The organism is Mesobacillus sp. (assembly GCF_049588175.1).
GTDB lineage: Bacteria > Bacillota > Bacilli > Bacillales > Cytobacillaceae > Mesobacillus.
The window spans coordinates 1-7,397 of sequence record NZ_JBAVFI010000635.1 but is presented as its reverse complement, the minus strand read 5'-3'; the positions used below and the strand labels follow the sequence as shown (position 1 = coordinate 7,397).

Sequence of the window (7,397 nt, the reverse complement as noted above, 5' to 3'; positions counted from 1 at the left end):
GGTAGATTCCATTCCTGCCATATCTTTTTGTTCTACTGCGCCAGTAGAATCAAAAATTATCGTGATACTTCCATTATTAATGGTAAGAGGCTCCTTGAGTTCTGATAGGAGTACACCATTTTCTATTGTAAAATAGGGTAATTTCGATTCCATTGTTTCTTTCACAGAGTTTACTGCATCATTGATTGCCTGAGCAGTATAAAAAGAAGCTGGAATAACTGAAATTAAGGTTAGCAGAAATACATATAAAATCGTTTTCCCAATGCCTTGAAAGCGAAATAACGCAATATCTTTTGGCGAATATATGCTTTTGGCAAATTGAGTAAAAATATTCATCAATACACGTCCTTTAATAGATTCACGCTTCCTATTTTATATTTTCGACTATGGTTGCACAAGCATTTTAAACTGGACTTGTAACAAATTTGTAACAATGCCTCACTTTGTTAAGGTATTGTAAATTCGTTTCATAAACCATTTACTTTCACTTAATATTTGCTTCATAATGATGTGTGTTTGTAGATGTTTGTCGAAATCAATCTAGGGGTTGGAATAGTGGAATTGAATTTACAACAAATGCTGTTTGAATTCTTTGGCGGCCTTGGAATCTTCTTATATGGCATAAAGTTTATGGGTGATGGTCTGCAAAAAACAGCGGGCGAGCGATTAAGAGGTGTACTGGATCGTTTTACAACCAATCCTGTAATGGGAGTACTAGCAGGTTTGATTGTTACTGTATTGGTGCAAAGCAGTTCAGCTACGACTGTTATCACAGTGGGACTCGTAAGTGCGGGCTTTATGACGCTGCGTCAGGCCATTGGAGTCATTATGGGAGCAAACATTGGCACAACTATCACAGCATTCATCATTGGAATAGATGTAGGTGAGTATGCTTTACCAATTATTGCGTTAGGATCAATTCTTTTATTCTTCTTTAAAAATAAAAAAATACATAATGTTGGCCAGATTGTTTTTGGATTTGGTTCGTTATTTTATGGTTTGGAATTGATGAGCGGAGGAATGAAACCGCTCCGTTCTCTGGAATCTTTTCACGAATTAACCGTAGAACTTAGCTCGAACCCAATACTTGGAGTTCTCATTGGAACGTTGTTTACTGTTATTGTCCAGAGTTCAAGTGCAACTATTGGGATTCTCCAAGGTTTGCATGCTGAAAGTTTAATCAATCTTGATGGTGCTTTACCAGTTTTATTTGGAGATAATATTGGAACAACGATAACCGCTATCCTTGCGGCGATAGGTACCTCAGTAGCTGCCAAAAGAGCTGCTGCAACACATGTATTGTTTAACCTTATTGGAACAACGATCTTCTTGATCCTGCTCAGCCCCTTTACCTATGTCATTGAGATGATTAGGGACAGCCTGGGATTAAACCCGGAATTGACGATAGCGTTCGCTCACGGAATATTTAATACAACCAATACACTTATCCAGCTTCCGTTTGTCGCTGGCTTGGCTATTGTCGTGACGAAGCTTATTCCAGGTGAAGATGCGATCATCGATTATAAAGCACAGCACCTCGACCCCGTGTTTATCGAACAATCTCCTTCAATCGCACTTGGCCAGGCGAAGGAGGAAGTGCTGCGCATGGGTAAGTTCGCTTTAAAAGGCCTTGAAGAAACGAATCAATTCTTAAAGACCAAAAATACAAAGCATTCCTCAAGTGCATATCAGCTTGAGGAAGCAGTCAATAATCTAGATCGCAAGATAACCGATTATCTAGTAGATTTAGCAACAAGCTCATTATCTGAGCATGAATCTGAAGAACACAGTATGCTGATTGACACTGTTCGTGATATTGAAAGAATCGGTGATCATTTTGAAAATATCATAGAATTGGTTGAATATCAGCAGGCTAATAAAGTAAAAATCACTGATTCAGCAATGGACGACCTTGAAACCATGTTCAGCCTTACTGTCAAGACCGTTGAAGAAGCATTGCAAGCATTGGATCAGAAGAATCATGAAGCCGCTATAGACGTTGTAAAAAAAGAAAATGATATAGACAGCATGGAACGTACACTTAGAAAGCAGCATATCCTGCGCATGAATGAAGGAAAATGCACTGGTCAGGCAGGAATCGTCTTTGTTGATATTATCAGCAATCTTGAGCGGATTGGAGATCATGCAGTTAATATCGCTGAATACGTTTTGGGAGATCAGAAATAGTGGTAAAATAAGTGAGGGGATGCCCTTGCTTATTTTTTTATGCAAATCAGGGTCTAATTTGCTTGAGAAGGAATGGTAAAATGATGGATTCTATTTATTGGATAATAATCGGTTTGTTATTCGCAGGTGGTTTTGCAGCTTTGGTTTTTCCGATTTTGCCAGGTGTCCTTTTATTATTAGGCGGCTTTGTAATGTATGGAGTCTTTTTTTCGTTCGATCCGTTTAACTGGATATTCTGGACTGTTCAGGGACTGTTTGTCATCCTGTTGTTTGGCGCTGATTATATCGCTAATATAATTGGTGTGAAAAAATATGGCGGAAGTAAAGCAGGCATTTGGGGGAGTACGATTGGATTGCTTGTAGGTCCTTTTTTAATCCCATTCCTGGGAATTATTATCGGTCCTTTTTTAGGAGCAGCACTAGCAGAACTAATAGTTAATAAGAAAAATTTAAATGATGCGATTAAAATTGGCTTCGGTTCAGTGATCGGATTTATTAGCAGTGTGGTTACTAAGGGAATCATTCAGGCAGTCATGCTGATTTACTTCTTTTTCCTGGTTCTTTAACAGGGAGAAAATGAGCAAAATGTTACTATTATTAAAAAAATCGTGCCTGCACAGCACGATTTTTCTTCTTTAATTGAGCCCGCAAATCTCGAATGAGCAATTCTGGCAATCCACTTCTCGTTTTAAGTAAGCAATGTTTTTTATAGTAAACTTAAGCTGGTCGTATGAAATGATGTCTTTTTCACGTAATTCCTTCAGCATTCTTTGGACGACTTCCCGAGTACCGTAGGTAAGGTTGGCCAGCTCCTGGTGCGTGAGTGGCAAATCAATCAGGATCCCTTCATCAGTCATCACACCATAGCTATTGCATAAACGAATCAGAATCGAGTAAAGGCCGCCTTTTTTGCCATTCATAATTAAATCCTGGCATTTCATCTGTGCTTTTAAATAGCGGGTGCTAAGCCAATTGACAAGTGCATTCATTGCTGTTTGATCATTAATGATAAGTTCTTCGAATTGTTCTCTTTTAATCATTAGAATTTCACACTCAGTAAGTGTCTTGGCAGAAAAATGATAACGCGGTGAATGTTTAAACAGCTCATATTCAAGAATCATTTCTTCGCCATTTAAGATTTTTAGGATGAATTCCTTTCCTTTCATATGAACACGGCCTACAGAAACACTGCCGCTCACGATGATATAAACATGGTTTACATTTTCTTCTTCCTGAAATAGTATTGTGTCGGGTTTGATTTTTTGGATTGTTTCCTTATCAATGAAGTTTTGTAAAATTAAACTGTATAATGAAATATTTTTATCCAACAGGATCGTCTCCTTAGTAATGCCTTTACACTTTTGATTTAAAAGAATTGTTAAAACCATGTCAATAGTATTTTGGTATAATTTGGTATCTGTTTATGCCTGATGCGATATTAATCGTTGACAGAAAGCCATTTGTGAAATATTGACGATTTTTCGAAAACTTTATTCTTGTTAAATCCAGGCGATGTATTCCGGCCATATTTTCTAAGTAGTGAATGATTTAGCATAAAACACATAATTAATGGGGATTTTAATTTCGTTGGTTTAAAGCATTTTATTTGAATCGATTACCGTTCTCTGGTAATCTAATGATGAAGCGCTTTTAGAACAATTCTAATGTCTGAATAATAAGATAGATTTGTTCAAGAAAGTGTACCACGATACATAGGAGGATGTTAAAATGGCATTTGAATTACCGCAATTACCGTATGCATACGATGCACTTGAGCCACACATCGACAAGGAAACAATGAATATTCATCACACTAAGCACCACAATACTTATGTTACAAACCTTAACAACGCTTTGGAAGGCAATGAAGAGCTTCTTTCAAAAACTGTTGAAGAAGTAATTTCTAACCTTGACGCAGTTCCTGAAGCTGCACGCACTGCTGTCCGCAATAACGGCGGCGGACATGCTAACCATTCTTTATTCTGGCAAGTAATTTCTCCAAACGGAGGCGGCGAGCCTACTGGAGAATTAGCTGAAGCAATCAACGCTAAATTCGGTGGCTTCGAAGGCTTCAAGGAAGAATTCTCAAAAGCTGCTACTACTCGCTTCGGTTCTGGCTGGGCTTGGTTAGCAGTTAACAATGGAGAACTAGAAGTGACTAGCACTCCAAACCAGGACTCTCCTTTAATGGAAGGAAAGACTCCTATTCTTGGACTTGATGTATGGGAGCACGCGTACTACTTGAATTACCAAAACAGAAGACCAGAATATATTGGCGCTTTCTGGAATGTTGTAAACTGGGAAGAAGTTAACAACCGTTACAACGCTTCAAAGTAATGTAATATTGTTTTAAAAAGGAAGGCTGCAGTCAATTGCAGCCTTCTTTGTGTTTTATTTTGATGTGTGCCCGTCACATGACTCTCGATTACAATGGCGAAAAACTGCATAACGGTGTTTACTTTGTTAGAAACTACCCTAGAGAAAAGGGGAGTAGATCATGAGCAAAGTAAACAAATTATTAGGAGATATCGAACTTACAAAGGATTTAACGCTCCTATTGATTATCGGGGGATTGTACTCATTGAGCATTGCCCTTTCTAATACCTTTGTAAATATATACTTATGGAAGCAATCAGGAGAACTTGCCGATTTAGGGTTGTATAATTTATCAATTGTGGTGGCTCAGCCATTGACCTTTATCCTTGCGGGGAGATGGGCTAAAAAAGTAGACAGAGTGATTGTACTCCGAATTGGAGTCATATCTTTAGCTTTGTTTTATGTGACTGTGTTGTTTGTTGGAACAAGAGCTTCGGATTATTTACTTCTGCTAGGTGCTTTGCTAGGTATGGGCTATGGTTTTTATTGGCTTGCCTATAACGTGCTGACATTTGAAATTACAGAACCAGATACCAGGGATTTTTTTAATGGTTTTCTAGGTATTCTCGGATCAGTAGGGGGAATGATCGGACCATTTGCAGCCGGTTTTATCATTTCTAGACTCGAAAAATTCACCGGATATACAGTCGTATTCGGTCTTTCTCTAGGACTATTTGCTGTAGCTGTATTTTTAAGTTTTTCTTTAAAACGAAGACCAGCCCATGGAAAGTATTGGTTCCAGCGTATCATTACTGAGAGGAAACATGATAAAAATTGGAGATTAATTACAAACGCGCATTTTTTCCAGGGATTAAGAGAGGGAGTGTTCGTTTTTATCGTCTCTGTTTTTGTTTTCATAGCTACTGATAGTGAGATGGCGCTCGGAACATACGGATTGATTAATTCAGGAATTTCGTTTCTTGCTTATTATTTTGTTTCAAGAATGCTGAAAAAAGAGTTAAGGAAAAAAGCAATACTTATCGGCGGTCTGATGCTTTTTATAGCAATATTCCTGATTGTCTTTGATCCAACCTATACCCGTTTATTGTTATATGCGGCTCTGATTGCAGTTGCTTATCCATTGCTGCTCGTTCCTTATTCTTCCATGACATATGATGTGATAGGAAGAGGGTGGAAGGCTGCTGAAATGAGAATCGAATATATAGTGGTAAGAGAGTTATTTTTGAATATGGGCAGAATTTTTTCGATTTTATTATTTTTAGGAGCGATCACTATATTCAATGAAGAGAGAATCATCCCAATTCTTCTTGTTATTCTTGGAAGCGGGCACACACTCATTTATTTATTCATCCGGCAAATCAATCTAAAAGCTCCAGCATAACCGGGATTTCCCGGTTTTTTATTATGGAAAAAATTTCTTATGACGTTTCATGATAGTAAAATTCGAGTTTTTTCGATAAAATAAAGCTTAGTCCTTATGTACGGACATACAGACTGAAGAGGTGGGAGAGGCTTGAATAAAAAGAAAAAGAAAAAGACGCATGTGCCATTCAGGCTGAATATGGTGTTTTTTGCCGTTTTTATGTTATTTTCAATGCTGATTTTACGGCTGGGCATTGTTCAAATAGTATATGGTGAAGATTTTAAAAGAGAAATCGAACGTACCGAAGATGTTACTGTAAATAATCCGGTTCCAAGAGGGAAGATGTATGACCGGAATATGAAAACAATCGTCGATAATATACCAAGCAAGGCCATTACTTATACAAAAAGCCAGAGCACTGACACAAAGGAAATGCTGATGGTAGCTGAGCGTCTTGCAAATTTGATTAAAAAAGATACAAAAGAAGATTTAAAAAAGGTAAGAGAAAGAGATAAAAAAGATTATTGGATTTTAAGGAATGAAGAAAGAGCAAAGGAAAAAATAAAGGAAGAAGAATGGGATCTGTATGATGAAAAAAAGCTGGATGACAAGGCGATCTATAATCTTCAGCTAGACCGGATCACAGATATGGAATTAAAAGAATTGTCTGATGAAGATCTAGAAATCCTTGCAATCTTCCGTGAACTAATCAGTGGTTACGCACTTTCTCCGCAAATCGTCAAAAAGGATGTTACTCCTGAAGAATTCGCGATTGTAAGTGAGAACCTTGAAATGCTTCCGGGCGTCGATACAACTACAGACTGGGAGCGGGATTATACTTTCGATAAAACGCTGAAATCGATACTTGGAAAAGTAAGTGATTCTGAAAAAGGGCTGCCTAAAGAAAAGCTTGAATATTATCTATCACGTGATTATAGCCGGAACGATCGTGTTGGCCTTAGTTATATCGAGCAGCAATATGAAGATGTACTGCATGGTCAAAAAGCAAAGGTCAAAAACATTACTGACAAAGCGGGAAATGTCCTTGATACAAAGGTAATTACCGAAGGCCAGCGTGGCAAGGACCTGGTTTTAACAGTAGATATGGATTTGCAGTTAGCTGTGGAGAAAATAATTGAAGAGGAATTATTAAAAGCAAAACAGCAGCCAAGAACCCGTCTTTTGGACAGGGCTTTTGTAGTATTGATGGACCCAAATACAGGAGAAATCCTCACACTTGCAGGTAAACAAATAGAAAAGGATGAAAAGACAGGGAAAACCATTATGCAAGACTTTGCAAGCGGTAATTTTACCACGTCTTATAATGTTGGCTCGGCTGTAAAAGGAGCAACAATCCTGACAGGCTTCAAAACAGGGGCAATTCAGCCAGGAACTTCTTTTTATGATACACCGATTAAAATTAAAGGAACGAATCCAAAGAAATCCTGGAAAGCTGGATTGGGTACACTTGATGACCGTAATGCATTGAAAGTGTCCTCTAACGTATACA

7 protein-coding genes are annotated in these 7,397 nt (G+C 38.0%); 5 read left to right on the top strand and 2 right to left on the bottom strand.

Features of this window, described 5'->3' with window-relative positions:
• Positions 1-336: DUF1189 domain-containing protein (locus WB217_RS15285; RefSeq protein WP_423994095.1), on the bottom strand; the 336-nt coding region annotated here is incomplete at its 3' end.
• Positions 337-522: 186 nt separating this feature from the next.
• On the opposite strand from WB217_RS15285, the gene WB217_RS15280 reads away from it, so the two are divergent.
• Positions 523-2,187, top strand: a complete 1,665-nt coding sequence (locus WB217_RS15280) for a Na/Pi cotransporter family protein (protein WP_423994094.1) — start codon at positions 523-525, stop codon at positions 2,185-2,187.
• An 83-nt stretch (positions 2,188-2,270) separates the two neighbouring features.
• A complete protein-coding gene (locus tag WB217_RS15275; protein WP_423994096.1) occupies positions 2,271-2,753 on the top strand; it encodes a DUF456 domain-containing protein in 483 nt (160 codons plus the stop codon).
• A gap of 69 nt (positions 2,754-2,822) precedes the next feature.
• On the opposite strand, the gene WB217_RS15270 is transcribed toward WB217_RS15275, so the two are convergent.
• A complete protein-coding gene (locus WB217_RS15270; protein ID WP_423994093.1) occupies positions 2,823-3,515 on the bottom strand; it encodes a Crp/Fnr family transcriptional regulator in 693 nt (230 codons plus the stop codon).
• A gap of 400 nt (positions 3,516-3,915) precedes the next feature.
• Between WB217_RS15270 and WB217_RS15265 the strand changes: the two genes are divergently transcribed.
• From WB217_RS15265 to WB217_RS15255, 3 genes are all read left to right on the top strand, one after another.
• Complete coding sequence (locus WB217_RS15265) at positions 3,916-4,524, top strand: superoxide dismutase (RefSeq protein ID WP_335431149.1); 609 nt, start codon at positions 3,916-3,918, stop codon at positions 4,522-4,524.
• 160 nt (positions 4,525-4,684) lie between these two features.
• A complete protein-coding gene (locus WB217_RS15260; RefSeq protein WP_423994092.1) occupies positions 4,685-5,905 on the top strand; it encodes an MFS transporter in 1,221 nt (406 codons plus the stop codon).
• Between the two features lie 132 nt (positions 5,906-6,037).
• On the top strand, positions 6,038-7,397 hold a 1,360-nt coding region (locus WB217_RS15255), incomplete at its 3' end, for a penicillin-binding transpeptidase domain-containing protein (protein ID WP_423994091.1).

Coding starts and splice junctions, on each gene's coding strand:
- WB217_RS15280 (WP_423994094.1), top strand. CDS start 523: ATGTTTGTCGAAATCAATCTAGGGGTTGGAATAGTGGAATTGAATTTA.
- WB217_RS15260 (WP_423994092.1), top strand. CDS start 4,685: ATGAGCAAAGTAAACAAATTATTAGGAGATATCGAACTTACAAAGGAT.
- WB217_RS15265 (WP_335431149.1), top strand. CDS start 3,916: ATGGCATTTGAATTACCGCAATTACCGTATGCATACGATGCACTTGAG.
- WB217_RS15275 (WP_423994096.1), top strand. CDS start 2,271: ATGGATTCTATTTATTGGATAATAATCGGTTTGTTATTCGCAGGTGGT.